Annotated in this window: 26 protein-coding genes; 14 read left to right on the forward strand and 12 right to left on the reverse strand. The window is 60.9% G+C overall.

All coding sequences use genetic code 11. The features are described from left to right. Positions 1–103: 103 nt before the first annotated feature. Together RFN30_RS21810 and RFN30_RS21815 are read left to right on the forward strand one after the other, a co-directional pair. Complete coding sequence (locus RFN30_RS21810) at positions 104–859, forward strand: tryptophan 2,3-dioxygenase family protein (protein ID WP_320264152.1); 756 nt, start codon at positions 104–106, stop codon at positions 857–859. Between the two features lie 286 nt (positions 860–1,145). Further along, on the forward strand, positions 1,146–1,568 hold the full coding sequence (locus tag RFN30_RS21815) for a DoxX family protein (protein WP_320264245.1): 423 nt from the start codon (positions 1,146–1,148) through the stop codon (positions 1,566–1,568). 92 nt (positions 1,569–1,660) lie between these two features. Here the strand turns inward: RFN30_RS21815 and RFN30_RS21820 are convergent, their stop codons facing one another. From RFN30_RS21820 to RFN30_RS21835, 4 genes are all read right to left on the reverse strand, one after another. Then, positions 1,661–1,966: a hypothetical protein gene (locus RFN30_RS21820; RefSeq protein WP_126084587.1), complete on the reverse strand. Its 306-nt coding sequence runs from the start codon at positions 1,964–1,966 to the stop codon at positions 1,661–1,663. 66 nt (positions 1,967–2,032) lie between these two features. Beyond that, a complete protein-coding gene (locus RFN30_RS21825) occupies positions 2,033–2,302 on the reverse strand; it encodes a hypothetical protein (protein WP_320264153.1) in 270 nt (89 codons plus the stop codon). 192 nt (positions 2,303–2,494) lie between these two features. Continuing rightward, positions 2,495–2,947 carry a hypothetical protein gene (locus RFN30_RS21830; protein WP_320264154.1) on the reverse strand — a complete coding sequence of 151 codons (453 nt, stop codon included), beginning with the start codon at positions 2,945–2,947 and terminating at the stop codon, positions 2,495–2,497. A gap of 131 nt (positions 2,948–3,078) precedes the next feature. Continuing rightward, positions 3,079–3,417 (reverse strand): hypothetical protein, encoded by a 339-nt coding sequence (locus RFN30_RS21835; protein WP_320264155.1) that lies wholly within the window; start codon positions 3,415–3,417, stop codon positions 3,079–3,081. Positions 3,418–3,925: 508 nt separating this feature from the next. Here RFN30_RS21835 and RFN30_RS21840 point away from each other — a divergent pair. The 3 genes from RFN30_RS21840 to RFN30_RS21850 are packed head-to-tail and all read left to right on the forward strand — an operon-like array spanning position 3,926 to position 5,442. Then, a complete protein-coding gene (locus RFN30_RS21840) occupies positions 3,926–4,393 on the forward strand; it encodes a hypothetical protein (RefSeq protein WP_320264156.1) in 468 nt (155 codons plus the stop codon). After that, on the forward strand, positions 4,386–4,805 hold the full coding sequence (locus tag RFN30_RS21845; protein ID WP_320264157.1) for a hypothetical protein: 420 nt from the start codon (positions 4,386–4,388) through the stop codon (positions 4,803–4,805). The genes RFN30_RS21840 and RFN30_RS21845 overlap by 8 nt, the downstream gene beginning before the upstream one ends. Next, positions 4,756–5,442: a terminase large subunit domain-containing protein gene (locus RFN30_RS21850; protein WP_320264158.1), complete on the forward strand. Its 687-nt coding sequence runs from the start codon at positions 4,756–4,758 to the stop codon at positions 5,440–5,442. Before RFN30_RS21845 ends, RFN30_RS21850 begins: the two co-directional genes overlap by 50 nt. 242 nt (positions 5,443–5,684) lie before the next feature. Here RFN30_RS21850 and RFN30_RS21855 read toward each other — a convergent pair whose 3' ends face one another. Further along, complete coding sequence (locus RFN30_RS21855) at positions 5,685–5,957, reverse strand: hypothetical protein (protein ID WP_320264159.1); 273 nt, start codon at positions 5,955–5,957, stop codon at positions 5,685–5,687. A gap of 114 nt (positions 5,958–6,071) precedes the next feature. Between RFN30_RS21855 and RFN30_RS32425 the strand changes: the two genes are divergently transcribed. Then, a complete protein-coding gene (locus RFN30_RS32425; RefSeq protein WP_430699073.1) occupies positions 6,072–8,930 on the forward strand; it encodes a terminase large subunit domain-containing protein in 2,859 nt (952 codons plus the stop codon). Between the two features lie 109 nt (positions 8,931–9,039). Here RFN30_RS32425 and RFN30_RS21865 read toward each other — a convergent pair whose 3' ends face one another. Together RFN30_RS21865 and RFN30_RS21870 are read right to left on the reverse strand one after the other, a co-directional pair. Beyond that, on the reverse strand, positions 9,040–11,499 hold the full coding sequence (locus RFN30_RS21865; protein WP_320264160.1) for a glycosyltransferase: 2,460 nt from the start codon (positions 11,497–11,499) through the stop codon (positions 9,040–9,042). A 97-nt stretch (positions 11,500–11,596) separates the two neighbouring features. After that, entirely contained in the window at positions 11,597–12,739 is a 1,143-nt protein-coding gene (locus RFN30_RS21870) for a class I SAM-dependent methyltransferase (protein WP_320264161.1), read from the reverse strand. A gap of 887 nt (positions 12,740–13,626) precedes the next feature. Between RFN30_RS21870 and RFN30_RS21875 the strand changes: the two genes are divergently transcribed. The 7 genes from RFN30_RS21875 to msrA all read left to right on the forward strand — a co-directional run bounded on the left by RFN30_RS21875 (position 13,627) and on the right by msrA (position 16,428). Continuing rightward, entirely contained in the window at positions 13,627–14,361 is a 735-nt protein-coding gene (locus RFN30_RS21875; RefSeq protein WP_320264162.1) for a glycoside hydrolase family 108 protein, read from the forward strand. Further along, on the forward strand, positions 14,358–14,561 hold the full coding sequence (locus RFN30_RS21880; protein ID WP_320264163.1) for a Pam3-gp28 family putative phage holin: 204 nt from the start codon (positions 14,358–14,360) through the stop codon (positions 14,559–14,561). Before RFN30_RS21875 ends, RFN30_RS21880 begins: the two co-directional genes overlap by 4 nt. A 105-nt stretch (positions 14,562–14,666) precedes the next feature. Beyond that, positions 14,667–14,906 (forward strand): ABC transporter permease, encoded by a 240-nt coding sequence (locus tag RFN30_RS21885; RefSeq protein ID WP_320264164.1) that lies wholly within the window; start codon positions 14,667–14,669, stop codon positions 14,904–14,906. After that, a complete protein-coding gene (locus RFN30_RS21890) occupies positions 14,891–15,085 on the forward strand; it encodes a hypothetical protein (RefSeq protein ID WP_320264165.1) in 195 nt (64 codons plus the stop codon). The genes RFN30_RS21885 and RFN30_RS21890 overlap by 16 nt, the downstream gene beginning before the upstream one ends. Continuing rightward, entirely contained in the window at positions 15,085–15,408 is a 324-nt protein-coding gene (locus RFN30_RS21895) for a hypothetical protein (protein ID WP_320264166.1), read from the forward strand. Before RFN30_RS21890 ends, RFN30_RS21895 begins: the two co-directional genes overlap by 1 nt. Before the next feature lie 85 nt (positions 15,409–15,493). After that, positions 15,494–15,724, forward strand: a complete 231-nt coding sequence (locus tag RFN30_RS21900) for a hypothetical protein (RefSeq protein WP_320264167.1) — start codon at positions 15,494–15,496, stop codon at positions 15,722–15,724. Between the two features lie 185 nt (positions 15,725–15,909). After that, positions 15,910–16,428, forward strand: coding sequence for a peptide-methionine (S)-S-oxide reductase MsrA (msrA, locus tag RFN30_RS21905; protein ID WP_320264168.1), 519 nt, complete (start codon positions 15,910–15,912; stop codon positions 16,426–16,428). A gap of 210 nt (positions 16,429–16,638) precedes the next feature. Here the strand turns inward: msrA and RFN30_RS21910 are convergent, their stop codons facing one another. Continuing rightward, entirely contained in the window at positions 16,639–16,833 is a 195-nt protein-coding gene (locus tag RFN30_RS21910) for a hypothetical protein (protein WP_095778310.1), read from the reverse strand. 168 nt (positions 16,834–17,001) lie between these two features. Between RFN30_RS21910 and RFN30_RS21915 the strand changes: the two genes are divergently transcribed. Next, a complete protein-coding gene (locus RFN30_RS21915; protein ID WP_320264169.1) occupies positions 17,002–17,271 on the forward strand; it encodes a hypothetical protein in 270 nt (89 codons plus the stop codon). A 23-nt stretch (positions 17,272–17,294) separates the two neighbouring features. On the opposite strand, the gene RFN30_RS21920 is transcribed toward RFN30_RS21915, so the two are convergent. The 4 genes from RFN30_RS21920 to RFN30_RS21935 all read right to left on the reverse strand — a co-directional run bounded on the left by RFN30_RS21920 (position 17,295) and on the right by RFN30_RS21935 (position 19,438). Continuing rightward, complete coding sequence (locus RFN30_RS21920) at positions 17,295–17,840, reverse strand: PAS domain-containing protein (protein ID WP_320264170.1); 546 nt, start codon at positions 17,838–17,840, stop codon at positions 17,295–17,297. Between the two features lie 447 nt (positions 17,841–18,287). Then, the gene (locus RFN30_RS21925) at positions 18,288–18,836 is read right to left on the reverse strand and encodes a GFA family protein (RefSeq protein ID WP_430694698.1); all 549 of its coding nucleotides are present in this window, start codon (positions 18,834–18,836) and stop codon (positions 18,288–18,290) included. 93 nt (positions 18,837–18,929) lie between these two features. Next, complete coding sequence (locus tag RFN30_RS21930; protein ID WP_320264171.1) at positions 18,930–19,220, reverse strand: hypothetical protein; 291 nt, start codon at positions 19,218–19,220, stop codon at positions 18,930–18,932. Between the two features lie 50 nt (positions 19,221–19,270). After that, positions 19,271–19,438, reverse strand: a complete 168-nt coding sequence (locus RFN30_RS21935; protein ID WP_320264172.1) for a Thivi_2564 family membrane protein — start codon at positions 19,436–19,438, stop codon at positions 19,271–19,273. Positions 19,439–20,021: the final 583 nt, after the last annotated feature.

Consider the following 20,021-nt stretch of genomic DNA (forward strand, 5'->3'; position numbering starts at 1 on the left):
CCTCCACTTTCCGTCATTTGGATAACAGAAAGGAACAATGTTCAAGCCGAAAGCGCTATCCTTGGCTATCGGCCGAACCATGCCCGCGCGAGGAGGATGAGCCATGGACAAATCGGATTATCACGCCCGCATCGAGGCGCCCGAGATGCGCGACTATGGCGTCTATCTCCAGTGCGATAAACTTCTTCAATGCCAGAAGCCGCTCGCCGAGATGGTCAATGCCGACGAGCTGCAGTTCCAGATCGTGCATCAGGTCGAGGAGCTGTGGATGAAGCTCATCGCCTACACGCTGGTCGACGTCCTCGACTATCTGGAGAGGCAGGACACGCACCGCATCATTACGCTGATGGGCCGCGTGCACCGGCTGGTGCGCATGATGACGGCACAGCTCGATTTGCTGGAGACCATGTCGCCGAAGGAGTACCAGCAGATTCGCCTCGAGCTCGGCAATGGCAGCGGCCAGGAATCGCCGGGCTTCAAGCTCATCCTGCGCCTGCCGCCGGACCTCTGGCGGGCCTTCAAGCACGCCTATCTCGATAGCCGCGGGCTCACCGTCGAGGACATCTATGACACCCATTACGACCATGGCGACGCCTACATGGTGGCAGAGGCGCTGATCGAGTTCGACGAGCTGTTCCAGAAATTCCGCGCCAACCACCTTTATCTCATCCACCGCTCGATCGGGCTTGGCGCCAAGTCGCTGAAAGGCCGGCCGGTGGAAATCCTGGAAGGCGGCGCCCGCCACCGCTTCTTCCCGGAGCTCTGGGACATACGCTGCGACATGACCGACCGCTGGGGCGCAGCCTACGGCACCGTGCGCGATTCGATAAGGCATCCGCCGGAGGCGAAGGTGGGCTGACGCCTGGTTCCTCGCCCCGCGCGAAGCGGGGGGAGAGGTAGCGGCGAAGCCGCGACGGAGAGGGGGCCTTGGTAAAACGCCGAGCTTGGCAGTGGGGCTCGCCGTCTGGCGCTTCGTCCTGCCATCGTCGGCGCTGTCCCCCTCTTCGGCCGCTGCGCGGCCACCTCTCCCCCGCCTGCGGCGGGGGCGAGGAACAGGCGCTCCAAACAATTTTTCCCACCCCTGTCGGAACCATCGTCCTCCATCCGTCCTTGGAGCACATCAACCGCTTCAACTCGGAGGGAACATCGTGGAACCGCAATCGGCCTGGCAGACCGCCGCCATTCTCATCGCTCGCCTGATCTTCGCCGCCATGTTCGCAATGGCGGTGGCGTTCAAGTTCATGGATATGGGGGCCACCGCCGGCTACATCGCCGCCGCCGGCTTCCCGTTCCCGCTGTTTTTGGCCTGGTGCGCCGCGATCCTCGAAACGCTGCTGGTCATCGCCTTCCTGACCGGCGCCTTCCTGACCCCGGCCGCCCTGATCGGCGCGGTCTATGTCATCTTCCTCGCCTTTGCCTTCCACGGCCCGTCGCACTGGGCCACGGACCAGGCCGAGTTCGGCGCCTTCATGTCGCATTTCCCGTTCGCCGCCGGCCTGCTCTTCGCGGCCGTCCATGGACCGGGCAGCGTGCTTGCCGTCCGGCAAGGCTGGCCGGGCAGGGCGTAAGCCTCTCCTTCTCCCCGTTCACGGGGAGAAGGTGCCCGAAGGGCGGATGAGGGGCAGCGCCGACCTTGCCTCGAAATCGTTCCCCGCCGACCTCACATCTGGTCGTTATACGGCTCCTTCATCTGGCCGACCATGCGCGCCAGCTTGGAGAAGGACGGCATGTCCGCCTCTGGCTGGCATTGATTGGCGAGCTCGAGCAGGCGGATCGGGAAGTTGACGGCGTCGCGGCTCGACGCCGACATGCCCTCGGACCGGTCCTCGCCGGTCTCGACGGCCTCGGCCTTGCGCAGCGCGATGTCGATCTCCTCGACCGTCAGCACACCCTTACGCACCAGCGTGTGGTTGATTGCCGCGACGGCCATCAACAGGCCCTCGAGTTGCAGGTTGGCGACGTTCATGGCGCTTCCTCCCATTGACCTCGCCTAAAAACGCGCGAGCCGCGTTTCCGATCCGGGGGAAGTGCCCTACGCCTCCATCAGGCGCTCGCCATATTCGCTCCAGAGCTGCTTGACCTCGCGGCTGCCGAGCGGCGGCGTCGAGCGGTCGCCATAGGAGATGGCGACGGCGCTGAGATCGTATTGGCCGTCGGCCTCGGCGATGAAGCGGATGGCTTCACCGAGCGGCCTCGAATGGAAGATCGGATCCGCCTGACCCCGGCCCAGGCTGCGAACGCCCGAAATGCTTGCTGGCACATGCCGCATCCGAAAGACGGATGCCATGGCAGGTTTGTCCATGCCCGCTCTCCGCGATTCCAATGCGGAATGATTCCATAAGGTCCGGCTAATGACCAGCCTGCGCGAAAGGCCGCTGAGGGTCGGCTTTCTTGGCACGTCTACGCGTAGCGACGAGACGGGCAGGCCCGTCTCGTGCCTTTCCTGCCAAGGTCTGTGCGGCAGCGACGAGACGGCAAAGCCGTCTCGCGCCTTTTAGCGATGCCAGCGGTGGAACCAGTCGGGTTCCGGCTGCGAGCTTCTGGCCAAGGCAAGGCCAACCAGCACGCCGACCGCTCCGCCGAGCGCGACCGCGGTCGAGAAGGTGCCGGGATTGTGCTGCACCGTTTCCGACACGCTGTGCGCCTGGCTGCGCAACTGCCTGGCCGCGCGTGAAGCACGACCGGTCGCGCCGCTGTACAGGTTGGAGGCCTGGTCGGCCGCGCTTTGATACCAGCCGTGAGCCGTCTCCTCGGCCTGGTCGGAGAGCATCCGGTTGAGCCGGCTGACCTCGCGCTTCAGTTCCGCGATCTGCTTCTTCATCGCCGCCTCGGAAGTGCCCGAAGCCGGCGCGCTGCGGCGCGCAGCACTTCTGTTGCGCGCGGCGCTCGTCGTGCCCTTGCCATTGCCGCTTGTCCGACCGGCGGTGTCTATCTCGTTGTCTGCCATCGGTTTTCTCCTCTTTTTTTGTTGAACGGCCGGGGCGGCGCATGGTTCCCCGCTGGTATCTGCGGCCACCAAAGCAAAGGCCGCGGAACAAGCTCCACGGCCTTGTGACGCCGTTCGCGGCGATACCGCTGCTACTTGCCGCAGTTCTTGTCGTTGACGGTCGGCGCGGTGGTTCCGGGCGACAGGTTGCCGGCATCGGGCTGAGCGCCCTGCGGACCCGGCGCGCAGTTGCGGTCGGCGTTCGAGTTCATGCCGTCGTCATAGGTCGGACCGCCATAGATGCTGCCGGTCGTGCCGGGATCGACGGTATCAGGATTGGGAACGACCGTCTGGCCGCTGCCACCCGTCGTGTCATTTGTGCTGCCCGAGCCCATTGTGCCGCCTGAGCCCATGTGGCCGGCGCTTTGGGCCATCGCCGCCGTGGCAAGACCGATCGTGAGCGCCGAAGCCGCAAGGATGGTTTTCAACATGATTTTCTCCTTTTCTTGGCGAAAGGTCGTCGCGTTGCGACATGGCCCAACTGCTCGGGCCGCCCATGGTTCCGACAAAAATGCCCGCCTGCGGCGACCTGTCCCGGTCAGGCCATTTCGGCGGCCGGTATCTGTGGTGGTGTTCAAAGGCGGTAGGAAAATTTGCCTAGAGGCATTGCCCGGTGAGGGCAGCTATGCTATGATTTTATTCATGGTGCTGATTTGCGCCGACGACCCGCCGACCCGGCGGGTTTTTTGTTTGTGGCGCAGCAGCTGTTTGTTTCGCGAATACCGAGCGCTGGCGGGACAGCACCCCCCTCTGGCCTGCCGGCCATCTCCCCCGCAAGGGGGGAGATCAGCTGTCCCATCGCCTTCGCCAACCATCGACGTCGCAGGAAGAGCGCCGACGCCGGAACTGCCAATCTCCCCCCTTGCGGGGGAGATGTCCGGCAAGACAGAGGGGGGTGGGCGGGAACTCGACTGTTCAGTTGAACTGCGGAAGTCTTTCATGCCACGCTATGCCACCATCATCACCGGCGACGATGGCGCCGAGATTGTCAGCGCCATCGGCGAGTTCGAAGGCGCGCATCTGCCGCGCCGTGCCGGACGCGTCGAGCAAGTCGCGCTGGGCGTGCGCATCGGCATGGTGCGCGGCGGCGCGGTTGACGCAGTCAGCGGCTTCGGTTTTCCACGCCAGGGTCTCGACCCTTCGGCGATCGCCACCGTTGCGGCGATGCTGAAGGCAACGGCGCCGGCGCCGAAGCTGCCGATCTCCTCCCTTGTGGGGGAGATAGCCGGTAGGCCAGAGGGGGGCGCTGTCCCGCCGGCCTCGACGATTGGCAAGGCAGCATCCGCCCAGACTGCGTCGCAGAAGCGGCCTCGCGCAAAGCCGCGCAAGAAGCCGGCGCGCAAGGCCCGCAAGGCGAGGACGGCGCGGTCGTCCCGAGCCGCAGTGTCCGAAGCGGCCCATGGTTGACGACAGCAAGGCCGTGCGCCGCGGGGCCGCCAGCACGAAGCCGGCGAGGTCGAAACGCAAGCCGACCGCAGCTCAAGGCGCCGCCGCTGCGGTCACCCGCCCGAAGCGCTCGCGAAAGACACTCGGCGACGATTTCGCCGCAGCACTACGCGCCGATTTCCGCGCCAACGGCGCCGGCGTCATCGCCGCGGTGCGTGCCGAAAAGCCCGACCAGTATCTCAAGGTCGTGCTGACCATGCTGCCCAAGGAATTCTCGCAGGGTCTCGATGCAAACCAGAACAGCCTCGGTCAATTGAGCGATGAGGAGATCCGCAGCCGCATCCGCGGCCTCGAAACCAGCCTTCGGCCGTTCCTCGACAGCGATGCAGACCTATCTGGCGCTGCTCGAGGAACTGGACCGGAGACGCCGTAACAACCAGCTCGCAGTCTACAGGCCCTACGAAAGGCAGGCCGAGTTCCATGCCGCCGGCGCGCAGAACCGCGAGCGCCTGTTCATGGCCGGCAACCAGCTCGGCAAGACCAGGGCAGGGGGCGCCGAGTGGGCCATGCATCTCACCGGCCGCTATCCCGACTGGTGGGTGGGCAAGGTCTTCGGCACGCCCGTCCGGCTCTGGGCGGCGGGCGTCACCGGTGAAGGCACGCGCGACAATCCGCAGCGCGTGCTGGTCGGCCCGCCGCAGCAGCAGGCGGAATGGGGCACCGGCATGATCCCGGCCGACGCGATCGCCGGCACGGTGATGGGCCGCGGCGCCCCGGGTGCGCTGGACAGCGTCGTCGTGCGCTGGGGCGGCGGCGCCGACGTCCAGACGGGCGAAAGCGTTCTCTCCTTCAAGTCTTACGAAAAAGGCCGCGAGAAATGGCAGGGCGAGACCCTGCACGGCGTCTGGTTCGATGAGGAGCCGCCGCTGGATATCTATTCGGAGGGCCTGACCCGCACCAATGCGACGAACGGCATCACCATCGTGACCTTCACGCCGCTATTGGGCATGTCGGACGTGGTGCTGCGGTTTTTGTCGAGCGAGGAGGTGGAGAGGATCGGGAAGGGGTAAGTGACGGCTGATCTCCCCCCTTGTGGGGGAGATGCCCGGCAGGGCAGAGGGGGGCGCTGTCCCGCCAGCCTGTCTAGATGTCACAGCCGCGCGATCCGGTTGCGAGTGGCTGAAATTCGGAAGAGTGGCGCTCCTTCGCGCCCCCCTCTGTCCTGCCGGACATCTCCCCCAGGGGAGATTGGCAGCTTCGCCGTCGGCCGCAATCGAAGGTCGAGCCTTCCAAAAGAATGGATGACGTCGAATCAGGGATATTTGCTGCCCGCAAGCTGCCTGGCGCGAGCCTTGGGATCGGTCGCTTTCCGGGTGAGCGGTCGGCACCATATCCTTTCGTCGCCTGTAATCTGATTGAACCAGACATTGCATACTTTGTTCGGTGTGTCCGGGGCACAAACTTTGTGTTGATGCCCGTTGAGGTCGTACATCTTGCAGGTCTGCTTACTTGTATCATAAGGAACGTTCGATTGGCATGCCGATGCACTGGCGGCAATGGCCACGACGATTGCTATGCGGATCATGTATCTCCCCCCGATTCATCAGCAACTTCGCATTGATGGACAGTATTATCAATGGCTGTAAATCATCACGGCAGATAATTACGGTGCGCTAATATGTCTCGTCACGTCACCTTCATGACCATCGACGATGCTGGGCACTATTCGCCGCAGCAGCGCGCCGAAATCATCGCCGCCTATCCCGAGCATGAGCGCGAGGCGCGCGCGAAGGGGATTCCGGTGCTGGGCTCCGGCCGCATCTTCCCGGTGCCGGAGGAGATGATCGCGTGCGAGCCTTTCAAGTTGCCGCGCTGGTGGCCCAGGATCGGTGCGCTCGATTTCGGCTGGGACCATCCTTCCGCCGCCGTCGAGTTGGCCTGGGATACCGAGGCCGACGTCGTGCGCCTGGCGACTGTCGCCAATATCGACGTCGATACCGGCGGCTTGCTGGTCATCGACGGCGTGCAGACCGAAGTCGGCGACCGCATCTTGGTCAAAGATCAGACCGACGGCTCGGAGAACGGCATCCGCACCGTTTCGGCGGGCCAGTGGTTCCGTGCCGCCGATGCTCGCACCGCGCGCACCATGCAATACGGGACGACGGTCACCGTGCAGGAAGGATCGGCGAACGGCGGCAAGACCTTCCGCTTCAACACGCTGGATCCTGTGATCGGCGATGACCCGATCAGCATTGTCGAGTATCCCCTTGGCGGAACGGCGCCGGCGGTCGCGCGCGACTATATCGACGCGCCGGTCTATGTGGCCGACCGCGCCGCGCTCGCCGCGCTCGACACCAGCCGGGACAAGGTCGCCCTTATCTGGAACGAGGGTGGCCGCAACGGTGTTTTTGTATTCGATGCCTCCAACCAGGCGGTGAATGTCACAAACGATCCCCAGCAGGGTGTGCTTGTCGCGCCGTCCTCCGATGCTACAGGCGCCTCAGGCGCATGGCGCCGCATCGATCTCGTCTCCAGCACGAGCGCGGCAGGGGCCGTATCGCCGCTCTGGTTCGGCGTCACTTTGGACGGCGCCGATAGCACGGCCGCGTTCTCGGCCTTCCTGGATTTCCTCGTTTACACCGGCATTGCCGGTGAACTTCCGGCCGGCACCATCACGCTCGGCTCAAAGATCACCAAGAATATCGGCTCGGCTGGCCTGGCCCTTGGCGGGCAGGGCGAGGACATTTCGATCCTCCTGTGGACCAGCGCCGACGGCGGGCTGAACATCACCTCCACCCACGCCACCGGAAAGGTCCAGTGGTCCCGCCAAGTCGAGCTCCACCATTTCAGCATCAAGACCAGCCGGGCAAGCGGCGGCACGGCGCTCTCGCACACCATCAGCCCGGTCAGCGCTTCTTCCACCTCGATCATGTTCGACTACCATGACCTGAGCATCCAGGGGCTGGATGTGGATGCCGACCACTGGGACAACGGCATTGTCGTTACGGATGGGTGGAACGGCACGATTGAGCGATGCAGCATCAAGGGCATCGCCGGGGATAACCTGTCGCCATTCGAAATGAACGACGCCATCAAGCTGGTCCGGTGCAATGACTGCCATGTCAGCAAGGTTCACGCCTACCACTGCGAGGTTGGCATCCACTCTACCTCCGACACCTCGTCCTACGGAGACGGTCTCACTATTGAGGACTGCCGCATAGTCGGGGTCAGCACCGGCATTCTCTCAGATGGCAGTGTGGTCAACGCCTGGATGGGTATCTGCAACACCCACATCAATGCGAGCGTAAAGGGCATAAACCTAACCAACCTATACTACACCCCGATCTCCGAAAATCTGATCTACAAAACGCACGTCTCGACCCAGGACAATTGGTCGGGCATCTTCATGCTTGGCCCTGGTTTCAACATCTTAACGGGTAACACGATCTCAACGCCGGGCGCTCCAGCGGGTGTCACCAACTTTGGTATCGTCCTGTCTGGTGTCGGGAACAACATTGTCGACGGCAATTTGTTCAACAACACGACGGGTGGCTTCTATTGCATCTACGAATTGTCGGGCACCACAAAGAATACCATCATCAATAACATCGCAGATGGGACCATTGATGCCATCGTTGGTGGTGATGGGACGGCTACCCAAAGCACCGTCCGTAACAATAAGCCGATCACCAACCTTACCACTGTGACCAGCGGCGACGCTACGCCGTCTGTTGCATCGCTGATCGACAACATCCTTGTCACAACCAATACCGGCGCTACCAGCATCACGACCTTTGATGATGGCGTCAATCAGCAGTTGCTTGAGCTTCACGTCGCTGATGCCAATACCACGCTGGTCAATGGCGCAACATTGGCATTGCTCGGCGCGCAGAATACGTCGCCACCCAATGGCGCTATCCTGGTCTTCCGCAAGATAAGCACAGTGTGGACTGAAATTGGACGCAGCTACCCGGTTGGTAACCTCATCATCGGAAGCTACACCAAGGCTCCACAGAGCAAACTGCACGGCTACGACGCGGCTAACACCCTGAGGATTCTTACAAGACTGGAGAACGACAACGGCGCATCGGGCACGGCAGCCATCGGCTTTGAGGTAACGAACTCCGGCACCGAGACGCGCTCCGCCAAGGCCGGCCTTGGCCTCACCCGAAACAGCAGCAATGGACGAGGTCAGCTCGGAGTGTTTGTCAGAACTACCAACGATGGAGCTGACTTCGATATCAACGACCTAAAGTCGGGATGGAACGTCACCGGCATCTTCCACAGCTTCATGGGAACTACGGTGGCAAGTGCCTCAACCATCGTGCCGACTGGCAACCTGTTCCACGTATCGGGTACGACCAATATCGCCACGATTGACGGCACGGGTATTGTCGCCGGCACGACAATCCGCATGATCTTCGACGGCATCCTCACGGTCACTGCGGGCAGCAATCTGAAGATGGCCGGAAACTTTACCACCTCCGCATCGGACATGCTTGTTATGACCTGGGACGGCACCAATTGGTATGAGGAAGGCCGATCAGCGAACGCATGATTCTGCCGACTGAAGGATTAGAGCATCCTTCATCAAACTTGTCGTAGAGGCCGCTTTCGCTTCGCGCGGCTCGAGCATGAGGGCCGCCCAGCATCATTCTCGGCAATTATCACAACCGACGGGGGCGCTCCGCGCTTCCGTTCGTTTGCTCGCGCGAAAGATGTTGGTCGGCGGCCGGCAGGACGTCAGCAGGTGCTGTCTTGGATCTCTTTCTGGAAGACTTGGCAGTTTTGCGCCCAGGGTTTTTGGACTCGATCGTCGCGGAGAACGGTCCGCTATCCAATTCCTTGTAGACATCGAAAAGGGTGACGTGCTCGCCGAGGCGGTAGATTATTTGCTTGGCCTCGAAGAGGTATGCGCTCGACTCCTGATCGAGACGCTGTGCTGCTGGTTCCCAGAATCGCGGGAACCGAGTGGACAGTTTCCGGACCAAGTTGGCCCTCAGCATCCAGCGCTTTTCGTCAGGGGCAAGCATATTCCACATCTCGCGGCCTTTCTCGGTGCGCGGCCATCGGAAAAGCGATTTGTGGGACTTCAGATACTGCCACATCTGTACATGGCGATAATGTTTGAAGTCCGGCTGGCGTGCTTTGTCTCCGATTACGCGAGCGACGTAAGCCATCGTCACGATATACTCTGAATGATAGCGTGAAGCTGGCAGAAGACGCTTGCTTACCTCGCGATAGATGTCGTCATTGGCGACATCGTGGTTGAGCACCTTGAAGCCATCATCGAGCTTTGCGTTCATCAAGGTAAATCCAAAAGACACCTTGGATACACCCTGGAAGGCGAGTGGCCTCGGCTCACCGACTACCTTTTTAGCCAGATGTAGGGCTAGGTTGGCAAAATAGTAATCTGGAAACGGAGAGAGCATCACTCGGCCATCAATCCGCATCCGTTCCAGAAGGTCGCGGCTGCAGCAGAAGGCGGGCATATTGAACATGAACGATCGCCGCATCCGAAGCGAATTGTCGACGGAGCGTCGAACCTCCTTAGGGTCGAGAACAAAGGGGTAGTCCCGATCCTCGAAGAAGTCGGCCATTTGCAAGCCCGCGACATAGCCCTGTCGCTTGCCAGGAACTACACCCGGATGCATGAACTGGTAGAGATTTGAGAAGATCAGATCGGGGCTGTCGAAGCGGTCGGCCAGATAGTTGATGCGTTGAAAGAAGCCGGGCGCAATGCCGTCGTCATCGCCAATCATGGTGACGAATTCACCCTTGGTCATATCGATCGCGCCGTTCCAGCTTTCGGTCACGGGAAGGAATTTTTCAGACCGCTTGACCTGAATGCGCGGATCGCCAAGTGCGGCGATTGCGGGGGAAATGGGGTTCTTCGAGGCATTGTCGAAGACGCAGATTTCCCAGTTGTCGTAGTTCTGATGCGTGATGGTCTTGATCGCGTCAAGAACCAGATCAAGACGATCGTGCGTAGGAATCGCTATGGAGATGAGGCGTTCTCGGCCCAATTTCTTGGGTGCCATGAAGTTTTCGATCCTCTCTGAGAGAGGGGCTTTCCGCTCGAAGGAAACGCCGAGCAGTTTGGTGTCAAGCCGAGGGTCGCGGCTATAGCCGCCCCAAGTCATGGTCTGATGGGTGCGCTTTTCCCCGTCCGTGAGCAATTCGTAGGCGCGGGTCTGGTTGTCGGACGCCAATAGATTCGACTGGTCACCTGAACGGAACCCGCCGCAAGTCGGCCATTGATCCATGCGGTAGCCGATGCCATCTGCGCCGACCACCACCAGGTCGAGGCCCTTGCTGAGCATCGAGATTGAAAGACTGTCAGGTCCACTTTCGAAACGGCAGCAAGCGTATTTGCTGGTGCCCTCCATGGGTACGGAAAGCATATCGAGCCGCCGCATCATGAAAACATTGCTGCGGATGTGGGGATTCGGAAATTGCGGGACATCCCGGAACTCACGAAGACCACCATTGTAGCCGAGCACATCGGCCCAGGTCTGCGACATTTGTCCTTGAAGGCGGGCCATGCTGGAACGATTGCGCAGGATGTCGCCCAACAGTCGGCGGATACGGTAGCGTTTCGATTTTGCGGCTCGCATGGTGTGTGGTGCAAATTGGTTCAGCAGCCATCCAAACTGTTGGGTCGATGCCCGGTCGAATCTGGCTGTTGGCTGAGACGCTGCCCATGCGAGAAAATTGATGACCTTGTAGCTGGTAAAGAGGCTTTCAAATGAGCCGGTGGCGCCGACCATGCCGATGCCCGGCTTCGACAGATTCGCCCAGAGCTTGGCAAGCCAATTGTCGGTGCGAAGAAGGGTGAACGTGTTAAGGCAGCAAACAAATTCGTTGCCTATCCGTAGCGCGGCTTCGCGATAGGCGTTGATATCCAGCCCGATGTCGTCGGGCATGGATATGATCTTGTGGCGGATACCGGTGAAAATTGCACCAATGGCGGCAAATTCGCCAGGCTTCTCAAACCCCTTGCAGATGATAACGAGGTCATGCTCCTGGCCGGCAGGATGCTTGCGGTACGTCTCGGCAAAAGCCTCGAAGGATTGAAACCCCTCGTGAAGTCTGGCCAGATAAATGACTGCAATTTTTGCCGGCACGGCAGATCTCCCGGTTCGATTTTGCAGGAGCCTTTATCACTACAGGCCTGCACGCGGCAAATTGATTGTGGTGCAATAACCGCAACTTCTGGATTTATTATCGTTTGCTTAATTTCCCATTTCGAATACTACCTTGCAACAGCCGACGGATTGCCATCAGTGCGAGTCGGACCGGTGCGGTTATCTTCCAGGATGTGCTGTTTCTTACGGCGGCGATCTCGCCTTGTAGCTTCTGCAGCGCCTCGTTGGCCGATTTCAGCTCGGAGTTGGATGACTCCAGTGCCTCACTGGCGGATTTCAGCTCGGCATTGGATGACTTCAATGATGCATGAAGTTTTTCTGCCTCGCGCCGGCCGTCATACACCTCGGATCGCAGTCGCTCGATCTCGTTGATATTATCCAGCGCCGAGGCGGTGACGTTCACGAATTGCTCTTGTTTTTCCGTTGCGAGCGCCAGTCTGTCAGCGATATGAAGGTCCGCAACCAACTCAGGGCCTCCTGAGCGAAAAGCAGCCGCGCCGCCGTTCACTTTGAAAATATGGCCTGCAACGTGTCGCCTGTTCTCCTGGCGGCTGACGCTTTTGCGAACGATGCAGATCGAATTGGCGAAGGTCACCTCATCGATGTCAAGATCGATATCGCTCAAAGCGATATCGTAGCGCTCGGCATAGCTCTTCAGCAGGTTGAAATCGGTGCGGCTGTTTCGCCAAAACTCCTTGTTCACGACATCGGCAAGCAGCTTGAAAAAACCCATGGAACTGAGTTCGAGATCAGAGCTGCCGCCAAAGTCTTCCCAATAGGACGTGTGAAGGTCCTCCACCACGTAGGCGCCGCCAGGCTTGATGCTGGGAAAATACAAGGCGAATGATTGGATAACATCGCTCACAATATGTGAGCCGTCGTCCACTATGATATCGAAGGTCGCCGTATCGGCAAGGATCGCCTCCCTGGTCTCGACAGAGTTCGCGTCACCGATAAAGACAGCTATCCGGTCATCCTGAAATGTGAGTTCGCCGCACTTCTCGTCGATGTCGCAGCCCAAAATACGCATGGCGCTTTTAAAATACTTTCCCCAGATTTCCAGGGAGCCGCCGTTCTGCACGCCTATCTCCAACAGGGTGATCGGCTGCTGCCGATAGCCAGCAAAATGACTGTCGTAAGTGGCAAAATATGTGGCCCACTTGTCTGAGCCCAACCCATCATGAGCGTCGAAAATTTCCTGAAGCGTCGGCAGCTTCATATTCTCTCCCGTCTGAGTGAGGGCGACCCTGGGACGCAAGCCGCAGTCCCGCTTACAACCAAAAACCAGGCGCTAAAGCAACCCCGAACGGTTATCAAAAACTGACGATCTGGATCCGCGCTAACGGTTGATCGATTCCCGTTTTGACAAGAACCATCGCAGGTCCGGGCGGGAAGGACACGTCATCGACTGTTCGAATCCGAAGATCGCTGGTCGGACGATGGCGCCGATATGCCCCCCTCAGCCGTTGCATAAGGCCCATACATCAGGCCGATTCGGGGAAGTCACGGCACGCAGATCGCGGCCGTCTATCGGTGCATAAAGTGGGAGGAAATGGTGGCTCCGAGCTGCCCATGGCAGTTCAGGCGATTGCGCCTCGCTCGATTAGATGTGTTGGAGCCCCGAAGTGGAAAATGTTCTCGGGCGCATGTGGCTTCTCTTGAGAGAAGATGGCTACTCAATGTTGAGCTTCGCCGGCGCGGCAGGACCTATCCTAGGTCACGCTATCGATCGCACATCCCTTGACCATTCGTGTCCCGCCCGTCCCCTCGCACTCCACACAGCGCACGCTGGTGCCCGGGCACCTAAGCTGATGCGTGCCCGCCGGGCAGCAGTGGCCGTTCGAACTTCGCCATCTCGGGCATTCGAATATCGTGCCGGTGCCCCCGCAACCTTGGCACTCGCCTGTGTCGAAAAACGCCAAACCCATTTTGCCCAACCCCTCGGCCTTGCCTTGCAACGCCGCTGCCCATTCAACTCGGCGGAGCCCAACCGCCATCTCCTGACATTACCACGCGGCAATTAAGGCTTTTCTAAAGAGCTAAATTCACGCGAACGCAATTCGCCGGCAAACTTTTCCACCCCAATCTGCATCCCAGGAGCCTGCCATGGACCGCAATTTCGCGCGCTCGCTCGCGCTCGTGCTCAAATCCGAAGGCGGCTGGTCGGACAAAAGAGCCGATCCCGGCGGCGCCACCATGAAGGGCGTCACACTCGCCAACTTCCGCCGTTACGTGAAAGCCGACGCCAGCAAGGCCGACCTGAAGAAGATCACTGATGAACAGGTCGACGCGATCTATCGGCGTTTCTACTGGGACGCCGTGCTCGGCGCCGAGCTTCCTGACGGCGTCGACTACGCCGTCTTCGATTTCGCCGTGAACAGCGGGCCGGGCAGGGCGGCGAAATATCTGCAGGCCGTGCTCGGCGTTGCTGAGGACGGCCGCGTCGGGCCGGCCACGGTCGCCGCGGCCCGGGCGAAACCCGCCGGCGTCGTCATCGACACGCTTTGCGATGCGCGTCTCGCCTTCCTCCAGCGGCTGCCGACCTGGCCGACCTTCGGCAAGGGTTGGAACGCGCGCGTCGCTTCTGTGCGCGCCCAGGCGCTGCTCATCTCGGCGCAGCCCGAGGCGCCCACCCGGCCGCCGCAGACGCCGACATCCGCCGCGGGGCAGCCGGCCGTCAGCGACTCCGGGGGCGACGGCACCCAGCCGGCCATTTCACCTGCGCCGGGAACGTCAGCCAAGACGGCCGGCATCCTCGCCCTGATCGCGCTGGCGTTCGGCTCCGCCGCCGCTTGGGCCGCGCATCTTCCCTGCAATCTCCTTGGAGTCTTCTGCCAATGATCGCCGTCGTCATCCGCATCGCGCTCCGCTATGGCGCCGGCGTCCTCGTCGCGCGCGGCCTGCTCGGCGCCGGCGATGCCGCCGCGCTTTCGGCCGATCCCGACATCCAGATGGCACTCGAAACCGGTATCGGCCTGGCGGTCAGCCTCGCCACCGAAGCCTGGTACGCGCTCGCCCGCAAATTCCACTGGTCGAAGTGAGGTAGCAAAAATGGTCGAGGTCTTCACCGAACTCATCCGTCAGGCTTTGCCTTGGGTCATCGGCGCACTGCTCCTCATCGGCGCGCTTATCGTGTGGTGGCTGGCATGACGGCGCTCCTGTCCTTCCTCTCCGGCAATCCCGCCATCCTGGGTGTTTTGGCGTCCCTCATTGCGGCGCTTGGCTGGGGCTTTCACCAAAGGCTCGCCGGCGCCAAAGCCGAGCGCGATCGGCAGGCAGCCAGCGAAGCGGCGGCCCGCAATATCGCCGATCAGGTCGACAACGATATCGGTGCGCTGCCCGTCGGGGCGGTCAAGAAGGAGCTGAAGTCATGGGCAAGGGACTGATCGCCGCCGCCATCGTCGCAGCGCTCTGCGGCTGCAGCACGGCCAAGGGCAGCTTCTGCGCGGTTTCCTCGCCGCTGCATCTTTCCGGCAAGGCCGTCGATATGCTGTCGGACGAGGAGGCGAGGGCGGTTCTCGCATACAACCGCAAGGGCGCAAAACTCTGCGGCTGGAGGCCTTGATGCACGACATCTTCGACCTGCTCGGCGTCAAGGGCCAGGTAGTGGCCGCCGGCCTCGCCGGCGGGGTGCTCAGGGCACTATCGCGCCACCGTTACAAGCTGCGGGAGATGATCGCCTCGCCGATCTGCGGCGCTTTGGCCGCAGCCTATCTGACACTGCCCGTGGTCGCCTGGGTTCAGGCGAGCGGCCTGCCGATGCCCGACGCCGCCGACGACACCACCACTTTAGCCGCTGCCTTCCTCATCGGCGTCTCGGCCATGTGGATCTCGGACATCCTGTTTGAGGTGGTGGTGCGGCGGTTCAAGACGGCGCCGGAAGAATAAAGAACTGCAAAATTTCCGTGAACCAATTCGTGCCGTCACGCGACGCATGGGTGCGAATGAACACATGCACCATGGAGATTTTCCGATGAATGCAATCTTGCGCAATACACTTCTCGCCGCTGTCACAATCTCGGCCTTCTCCGGCTCCGCGATGGCCGGCCAGCAGATCTACGAATGCGACAACACGCCGACCAACAAGCTCTGGGCCGGCCGCTGCTGCGGCGTTGGCGACGCCAACTGCCTCGGTGGCGAAAGCAAGGGGCATGACCGGGGCAATCCCGGCAACAACGGCAGGGGCGACAAGGGGCTCAAGTGAGGCTGACCTCAGGCTGCCGATGCTCGCCGGTTGCACGACCGGCGAGCATCGGCAGAAATCCAGCGCCGCGTTTGGTTGCGTTCCTTTCCAACCACCCTTTTCCGATCGTCCACTCCAACCGCTTGAGCGGCTGGAAGAAGCAGGTCACAATCCCCACTTATGGAGAAATCCAAAGGAGGTTTGATATGGCTTCTTCCGAACGCGCGGTCCTTGCCGGCGGCTGCTTCTGGGGCATGCAGGATCTGATCCGCCGCTTTCCGGGCGTGATCTCCACGCGTGTCGGCTACAGCGGCGGCGACGTGGCGAACGCAACCTATCGCAATCACGGCACCCATGCCGAGGCGATCGAAATCGTCTTCGATCCGACCAAGACCAGTTTCCGCACGCTGCTTGAATTCTTCTTCCAGATCCACGACCCGACAACCAGGAACCGTCAGGGCAACGATGTCGGCATGAGCTACCGCTCGGCGATTTTTTACACCAGCGACGAGCAGAAGCGGGTGGCAGAGGATACGATCGCCGATGTCGACGCCTCGGGCCTTTGGCCAGGCAAGGTCGTCACCGAGCTCGCTCCGGCCGGCCCCTTCTGGGAGGCGGAGCCCGAGCATCAGGATTATCTGGAGCGCTATCCCAACGGCTATACTTGCCATTTCGTCCGGCCGGGCTGGAAGCTTCCGGTCCGTCAAAAGGCTGCCGCGTCATAGCGGCTACGCAATAGCCTCTCTTCCATGATCAAGCCCGCCGTGCCGAAAAGGCATGGCGGGCTTTTTTGCGTTCCGGCGCTGTTCTGGAGGGTTCGCCGTTTCGCGGAAACGCCAGACCGCTCTTGACGCAATTCCGGACGGAAAATCGTTTACTTTCTTCCTGAAATTGCTCCGGCACGGAGCGTGCCGGCAAGATGCCGGCTGGCAGCCTCAGCCTTTGGCCCGGCGGTTCTCGTTCTCGTGGCTACCGATCCAATGGGCGCGGATGCGGTCGCTGGCTTCGAGGTAAGCCATGTCGATGAGATAGGTCAGAAGCTTTTCGCCATCGGCCTCAGCCTTTTGGCGAAGCTCCCGCAAGATCCCCTGCGCAAACTGCAGGTTTTCCATTTTGCTTGGCTGGTCCATCGGTGCCCCCAATGTCTGCATGGGAAGTTTGGCTCACTATACTTGTACGAAGGTTATGGGTCTGACTCTCGGTTAGGCTGTACCCGGTTGCACCCGCGCTCGATCAAGGAAGCTGTTGGACATCGCGCGGAAATGTCGATATTTTACGCCCCCAATCGGATAGCGACCATGCACGAAGACGAGGGCAGCACTCCTGAAAAGTTGCAAGCCATGCTTGACGTGATTGCCAGGAGCGAGGCCTCGAGCGGGAGCGGACAGGCCGATGTCGGAAGGCTGCAGGCCGACGCCGCCAAAGCCGCCAACGTGTTGATCGAATTCTATGGCGATGCCGCGCTCGAGCGGGCCAGGCTTATCGAGCGCCGCTCGCCCCAGTCGCATTTCGCACGTATGGTGACGGCCGAGATCGGCAGGCGCGGCAGGCTTCCGCCTAGAAGCTAGCCCAAAATCTGTCAAAGACCGCCTCAGGAAGATTTGCGCCTCCTCGATTTCTCGCCAAGCCGCTGCTGGATCTCTTCCTGTATGTTGTCCAGGAGGTAGGACAGCATGTCGTGCCCGATCGACTGCGCGATTTCCTTGGCCTGCTCGGCATGGTTGTGGATTTCCCGCAGCGAGTGCTCCTCGCACGCGGCGTCCTGCGTCAGGTCGACGAACCAGCCAGGATACAACGCTGCCTCGCCCATGTCGTCGACATAGCATTGGCCGACGGCCAGAATCTTGCGCAGCCCCATCTTTTCCGAGCGGACCTTGTAAACCTCGCGGAAACCTGACCTGCGCTCGATTGCCTTGCGGATCGCCAGTCGAACCCTCGGCTGGTCTTCCCGCTCTATGCTTTGCATCCACCGTTCCAGCGGCGCACCGTGCGAGAATTCCTCGAGCGTCAGGTCAAAGTAGGCGGACAGATTTGCATCGCCATAGACGCGGTCGCGCTTGATGTCCCAGGTCCAGAACCCGTCCATCGGTGGATACCGCATATGCGCGTTGCGGCTGCACTCAGGCGCCAACGTCATGAAAACCGCCCCGTTCGGTTTCAAGATTCGCCAGTACTATGTCGCAAAACCAAAAAGAAACAAAGGTGGTCTTTTGTACAAGGCAGGAAATCATAGGGCCTGCAGCTTACTTACATAGCCAGATCGCGTAGTTGGCATGATCAGAAATGCGGACGATAAAAAATTTTCTCTTGCCGAAACAATTTTCACTTTTCCGTCGCAACTGAAGCTTGATGCTTCACACGATAAGAGAAAGCCTTGAATTTGAAACAACCTTAATGGTTGTATTCGCTTTGGACGCAGCGCCCAGGCCGAACATTCTATCGTTCTTGCAAGGCCGGCGCGGCAATGCTGATGTGTTGCCTGAGCCGCGCCGGCCGAAGCGGCCTCCAAAAGGTTTCGCCGCGTCGGGAATGCTAGCGGTCGTTGCCGCGCCGGCAACCGACCGGTGGTTGAAAGCGCGCGACTTCAAGAAGAAGACGAGGCTCTCGCGGAGGGCGTCCTGCCTTTCGGGGACCGATGCTTCTTTGGTCTGGGACTTAAGTCTTGCTGCCATTCCGAATTTAGGCTGACTTGCGGTGCGGCTCGCGCCTCCGTCGCCGGTTCGCCACCATCGGCCGCCGAATCGGCGACGGTCCGGTCATGCTCGAACTGGCGCGCATCGGGCAGAGGATGCAACCAGTGCTCGCGTCGACCGATCCACAGTTCGTAGCTGGGCTCCAGCCCTTCAGTCGGCGCGACATCCAGGCTGCCGATCATCACCTCGACCTCATCCTCGCCGACAGATGGCAAGCGGCTGCCGCAGGTTGGGCAGAAACTTCGCCCGCCATAGGTACTGGTGATTCCAGCGCTTTCGAATGCCTGGCGCGGCCATATGGCGAAGGCCTGGTAGGCCGATCCGCTGGTCTTGCGGCAGTCCTTGCAATGGCAAAGGCCGACCCTCAGCGGTTCGCCGGTCACCCGGAACTGGACACCGCCGCAAAGGCAACTGCCGCTGCGCATGATATCGCTGGACATGGCCGTTCCTCCTGCCGCCGGGGATTTGGCATCACCAGCCGCTACAATTCGCGTGCCGCCGCAACGGTTCCGCAACACGGTTGGAAGGGCCGCTCAATCAGGAAAGTCGAAGACCGGTTCCTCGCAGCGGTAGACGCGGCACGGACCGTCACGGGTCGGAACCGCGACCGACATCGGGACTTCCGGCCAATCGCACTCATTGCCGAATTGGCGCACGAAGCGATCATAGGTGTTAGGCCCGGTGGTCAGCACCGCGGCGTGCCGGCCTTGGATCAGCGCCCGCGTCTCGGGGCAGGTCATGGCGCGCGTGTCGGGCCGCGCAACTGCGCCGCCGACAGTCCACAACATCGTGCCGGCAACAAGGGTGATCGACAGGCTTTTCATGCGGACACCGCTTCCAGCCTTGGCTTTTCGGCGACGAATATGGATCGCTGCTAGAAAACCGCAAGATATCTGAGCAGCGAGACAATGCCGATGATGATGACGACGACCTGGGCGATCTGCCTTGTGCGGCCGTCGAGCGGCAGGCGCTGAATGAGATAAAGCACCAGGATCACCACCAGGAAGGTGATCAGGATGCCGATGAGGATCGATACATCCATTTGCCTGTCTCCGCATCTCCCAAGTGGGCTCGCCCTAACGTTGTGGACGCAGGAATGGTTCCGGATCGAGGGGCGCGTGTGTGAGTGCGGCAAAGAACAAGTAACAGGACCATAAGCGGCTATGTCCGCAAACCGCCCTTGGATCCGGCTATGTCAAACGAATGGCGAAGCCTTGCCGGCCATGCGAGAAAGCCGGCTCGCGTCGCGGCGGCCGCTCGCGGCCGCCGGGGGAGTCTCCTTCGCGGTGAGCGGCGGGCTCCTCGAAACGCGATCCGTCAGGCGTTCCGGCCTTCGCGTCCGCCGCATTCCAGGCACACCATGCTGTGTCCGGAGCAACTCAGCCGATGCGTGCCTTCCGGGCAGCAATGGCCGTTGGAACTGACCCAGCGGGCGCAAATGAAGACTTTCCTGGCGCCATGGCAGCGCCGGCATTCCGTCGAGGGCATCAGATTCTCCGTTAGCGAGACGCGATGCTCCCCTTCAACGACCGAGTTCATCTGTTTAGTCCCCAACGACTGGATTGTCGGCCCGATTTTTTTTAGGAAACATTACATTAGCTATATGTGATGTAAAGCCGCGAAGT

It is taken from the genome of Mesorhizobium dulcispinae (assembly GCF_033977345.1).
Lineage (GTDB): Bacteria > Pseudomonadota > Alphaproteobacteria > Rhizobiales > Rhizobiaceae > Mesorhizobium > Mesorhizobium dulcispinae.

Coding starts and splice junctions, on each gene's coding strand:
- RFN30_RS21870 (WP_320264161.1), bottom strand. CDS start 12,739: ATGAAGCTGCCGACGCTTCAGGAAATTTTCGACGCTCATGATGGGTTG.
- RFN30_RS21935 (WP_320264172.1), bottom strand. CDS start 19,438: ATGGATGTATCGATCCTCATCGGCATCCTGATCACCTTCCTGGTGGTG.
- RFN30_RS21895 (WP_320264166.1), top strand. CDS start 15,085: ATGCACGACATCTTCGACCTGCTCGGCGTCAAGGGCCAGGTAGTGGCC.
- RFN30_RS21830 (WP_320264154.1), bottom strand. CDS start 2,947: ATGGCAGACAACGAGATAGACACCGCCGGTCGGACAAGCGGCAATGGC.
- RFN30_RS21820 (WP_126084587.1), bottom strand. CDS start 1,966: ATGAACGTCGCCAACCTGCAACTCGAGGGCCTGTTGATGGCCGTCGCG.
- RFN30_RS21890 (WP_320264165.1), top strand. CDS start 14,891: ATGGGCAAGGGACTGATCGCCGCCGCCATCGTCGCAGCGCTCTGCGGC.
- RFN30_RS21920 (WP_320264170.1), bottom strand. CDS start 17,840: ATGACGTTGGCGCCTGAGTGCAGCCGCAACGCGCATATGCGGTATCCA.
- RFN30_RS21930 (WP_320264171.1), bottom strand. CDS start 19,220: ATGAAAAGCCTGTCGATCACCCTTGTTGCCGGCACGATGTTGTGGACT.
- RFN30_RS21880 (WP_320264163.1), top strand. CDS start 14,358: ATGATCGCCGTCGTCATCCGCATCGCGCTCCGCTATGGCGCCGGCGTC.
- RFN30_RS21810 (WP_320264152.1), top strand. CDS start 104: ATGGACAAATCGGATTATCACGCCCGCATCGAGGCGCCCGAGATGCGC.
- RFN30_RS21835 (WP_320264155.1), bottom strand. CDS start 3,417: ATGTTGAAAACCATCCTTGCGGCTTCGGCGCTCACGATCGGTCTTGCC.
- RFN30_RS21875 (WP_320264162.1), top strand. CDS start 13,627: ATGGACCGCAATTTCGCGCGCTCGCTCGCGCTCGTGCTCAAATCCGAA.
- RFN30_RS32425 (WP_430699073.1), top strand. CDS start 6,072: ATGACCATCGACGATGCTGGGCACTATTCGCCGCAGCAGCGCGCCGAA.
- RFN30_RS21825 (WP_320264153.1), bottom strand. CDS start 2,302: ATGGACAAACCTGCCATGGCATCCGTCTTTCGGATGCGGCATGTGCCA.
- RFN30_RS21840 (WP_320264156.1), top strand. CDS start 3,926: ATGCCACGCTATGCCACCATCATCACCGGCGACGATGGCGCCGAGATT.
- RFN30_RS21925 (WP_430694698.1), bottom strand. CDS start 18,836: ATGTCCAGCGATATCATGCGCAGCGGCAGTTGCCTTTGCGGCGGTGTC.
- RFN30_RS21855 (WP_320264159.1), bottom strand. CDS start 5,957: ATGATCCGCATAGCAATCGTCGTGGCCATTGCCGCCAGTGCATCGGCA.
- RFN30_RS21885 (WP_320264164.1), top strand. CDS start 14,667: ATGACGGCGCTCCTGTCCTTCCTCTCCGGCAATCCCGCCATCCTGGGT.
- msrA (WP_320264168.1), top strand. CDS start 15,910: ATGGCTTCTTCCGAACGCGCGGTCCTTGCCGGCGGCTGCTTCTGGGGC.
- RFN30_RS21910 (WP_095778310.1), bottom strand. CDS start 16,833: ATGGACCAGCCAAGCAAAATGGAAAACCTGCAGTTTGCGCAGGGGATC.
- RFN30_RS21850 (WP_320264158.1), top strand. CDS start 4,756: ATGCAGACCTATCTGGCGCTGCTCGAGGAACTGGACCGGAGACGCCGT.
- RFN30_RS21845 (WP_320264157.1), top strand. CDS start 4,386: ATGGTTGACGACAGCAAGGCCGTGCGCCGCGGGGCCGCCAGCACGAAG.
- RFN30_RS21900 (WP_320264167.1), top strand. CDS start 15,494: ATGAATGCAATCTTGCGCAATACACTTCTCGCCGCTGTCACAATCTCG.
- RFN30_RS21915 (WP_320264169.1), top strand. CDS start 17,002: ATGCACGAAGACGAGGGCAGCACTCCTGAAAAGTTGCAAGCCATGCTT.